The organism is Polyangium sorediatum, from assembly GCF_029946465.1.
Classification (GTDB): Bacteria; Myxococcota_A; Polyangia; order Polyangiales; family Polyangiaceae; genus Polyangium; species Polyangium fumosum.
Genome location: NZ_JARZHI010000160.1, coordinates 1 through 2,665, shown reverse-complemented (window position 1 = coordinate 2,665; position 2,665 = coordinate 1). Strand labels below are relative to the sequence as shown.

General features: G+C 65.7%; 2 protein-coding genes. Both read right to left on the bottom strand.

The genetic code is table 11. The features are described from left to right. Positions 1 to 116 precede the first annotated feature (116 nt). Positions 117 to 863: an IS21-like element helper ATPase IstB gene (gene istB, locus QHF89_RS49735; RefSeq protein WP_136973414.1), complete on the bottom strand. Its 747-nt coding sequence runs from the start codon at positions 861 to 863 to the stop codon at positions 117 to 119. 18 nt (positions 864 to 881) lie between these two features. Then, complete coding sequence (gene istA, locus QHF89_RS49730; protein WP_136973413.1) at positions 882 to 2,417, bottom strand: IS21 family transposase; 1,536 nt, start codon at positions 2,415 to 2,417, stop codon at positions 882 to 884. Positions 2,418 to 2,665 lie beyond the last annotated feature (248 nt).

The window sequence follows — 2,665 nt, the reverse complement described above, 5'->3', positions numbered from 1 at the left end:
TGCGCATCCCGCCCATCGTGACCGCTCGTTACGCGCCATCGTGACCACCTGTTTCGCGCCATCGTGACCACCCGTTTCGCGCCATCGTGATCGGAGCGAAGCGACGCTCTGGCTGTTCAGGGTTCCTGGTGGTTCGTCTCCGGCCTTCTCCTCGATGGACCTTTCAGCGCGATGCGGTGGGCGTTGTTCACGAGTCGGTCGCAGATCGCGTCTGCGAGCGTTGGGTCGATCAGATAGTCGTGCCAGCTCGATGTGGGCAACTGACTCGTCACGATTGTCGAGCGCAGCCCGTATCGGTCCTCGAGCACCTCGAGCAGGTCGTTTCGATTCTGGTCTGCAATCGCAGCTACACCAAAATCATCGAGCACCAGCACGTCCACCCGCGCGAGCCGCGACAGCACCGCTCTGTACGTCCCGTCCGCCCGCGCGATCTTCAGCTCGTCGAAGAGACGCGGCGCGCGCCGGTAGATCGCACGAAACCCCTTCCGACACGCCTGGTTCGCGAGCGCGCAGGCAATGTAGCTTTTGCCCGTCCCCGTCGCTCCTGTGATCAGCACCGATTGATGCTCCTCCACCCATCGGCACGTCTGAAGTTGACGGATGACTGCCTTGTCGAGCTCGCGTTTGGCGGGGTACTCGATCCCCTCGATGCACGCGTCCGTGATGCGCAGCTTGGCCTCCTTCAGCGAGCGTGAGATCCGCTTGTTCTCTCGTCCGATCCACTCCGCATCGATGAGCATGCCGAGCCGCTCGTCGAAGCCGAGGGCGCTGACGTTGGGGTCCTTCTGCTGCTGCGCCCACGCGGCCAGGAGGCCGTCCAGGCGGAGCGCTCTGAGCTTCTCGGTCGTCGGTTCGTTGAGCACTTCCGTTTCCCTTCTCAGTCAATGGTAATAGTCGCGCCCGCGGATGTTCTCGTGGGCGGGAGCTTGCGTTGTCCCGGTGTCACTCGGGGCGAGTCGGTCGAGGCCGTGTTTCAGGATCGATTCGACGTGGCGGTAGGAGCGCGCGCCGACGGCCATCGCCCGCTCGCACGCGGCCTCCACGCGCTCCGTCCCATACGCCTTCGACAGCCGCAGGAGCCCGAGGCAAGACCGATATCCCTGCTCCGGGTGCGGCCTCGATGCGAGGATCGCTTCAGCCAGCTTCGCCGTCGCTGGGCCGACGGTCGCCGCCCAATTCAGGATCCGCGTCGGACTCCACTCCGCGTGCGCCTGATGCACCTTCGGCATGTGCGCCGCGAGCGTCGTGTGGTGGCCGCGCACGATGCTCCTCGGATGCGACGCCACGCGCTCGCCGCGCAGGAAAATCTCCACCGTCGTCGCAGTCGCGCGGATGTCGACCTCCTGGCGCAGGAGCGTGCTCGGCACCGAGTAGAAGTGATGGTCGTATTCGACGTGGTAATCGATGTTGACCCGCGCCGTCTTCCACTCGCACGTCTCGAAGCGCGCCGCGGGCAGCGGCCCCAGGGCGGGTTTGTCGAGCCGCTCGAAGAGCTCGCGACGGCTCGCCCCGTAGACGCGCATCCGCCGCTCGTTGAGCTCGTGCACGAGCCCGGCGATCCGCTCGTTGAGCGCGGCAAGCGAGAAAAACGTCTGGTTGCGGATCTTCGCCAGGATCCAGCGCTGCGCGACGAGCACGCCCGCCTCGACCTTGGCCTTGTCGCGCGGGCTCTTCGGGCGTGCAGGCAGGATCGTCGTGCCGTAATGGCAAGCCATTTCTTCGTACGTCCGCTGGATGCCCGGCTCGTAGCGGCACGACCGCGTGACGCCGCTCTTGAGCTGATCGGGCACGATGGCCTTCGACACGCCGCCAAACGCCTCCAGCGCGCGCACGTGGCTGCCGATCCAGTCCCGCACCGTCTGCGTGCGTGTGGCCTCGGCAAACGTGAAGTTCGAGGCGCCGAGCACGGCGACGAAGAGCTCGACCTCGGTCACCTCGCCGGTCGTCGGATCCACGATGCGCGGCTTGTTTCCCGAGTAATCGACGAAGAGTTTGTCGCCGCCCTGGTGCACCTGCCGCATCGTGGGCCGCTGCTGGTCGAGCCATTCGTTATAGTGCCTGCAAAATGCCGTGTAGCGATAGCCGTTCGGGTGTTGTTCGAGGTATTCGAGGTGAAGGAGCTGAAGCGTGACGCCGGGGCGCCGTAGCTCGACGTGGAGGTACGCGGGGTCCGGGAGGGGGCGCCCGGCGCGCTTGACGTTTCGCGGCCCGTAGAGCCGCTCCTCGAGCGCGTCGTCGCCGAGCGCGGCGATCTTCTCCCAATCAAGGCCGAGCGTGCGCGCACGGGTCACCGCACCAGACACGGCACCGCTGCTGACCTGAAGGCTCGCGGAGACCTGACGATTGCTCCGTCCGAGCACGAGCTTTTGTCGAAGGATTTCTCGTACATGCCGCATGCGTAGTCGCTCCGTCGCCATCTCGTCTCCTGCCTCGGAGGACGGACGGCTCGAAGAACGGCCCAGCGACGCCTCGCACCCGACGCCCCCCAAGAGGCGCCCACCTTGCCCCCGGTCAAACCCCCGCGAAAAGGGTGGTCACGATGGCGAAACAGGTGGTCACGATGGCGAAACAGGTGGTCACGATGGCGAAACAGGTGGTCACGATGCCGCGAAACAGGTGGTCACGATGCCGCGAAACGGGTGGTCACGATCGCGCGAAATTCGCA

What these genes read in the sequence shown, in the direction of transcription:
- istA (WP_136973413.1), bottom strand. Translation starts at nt 2,417, where the DNA reads ATGGCGACGGAGCGACTACGCATGCGGCATGTACGAGAAATCCTTCGA.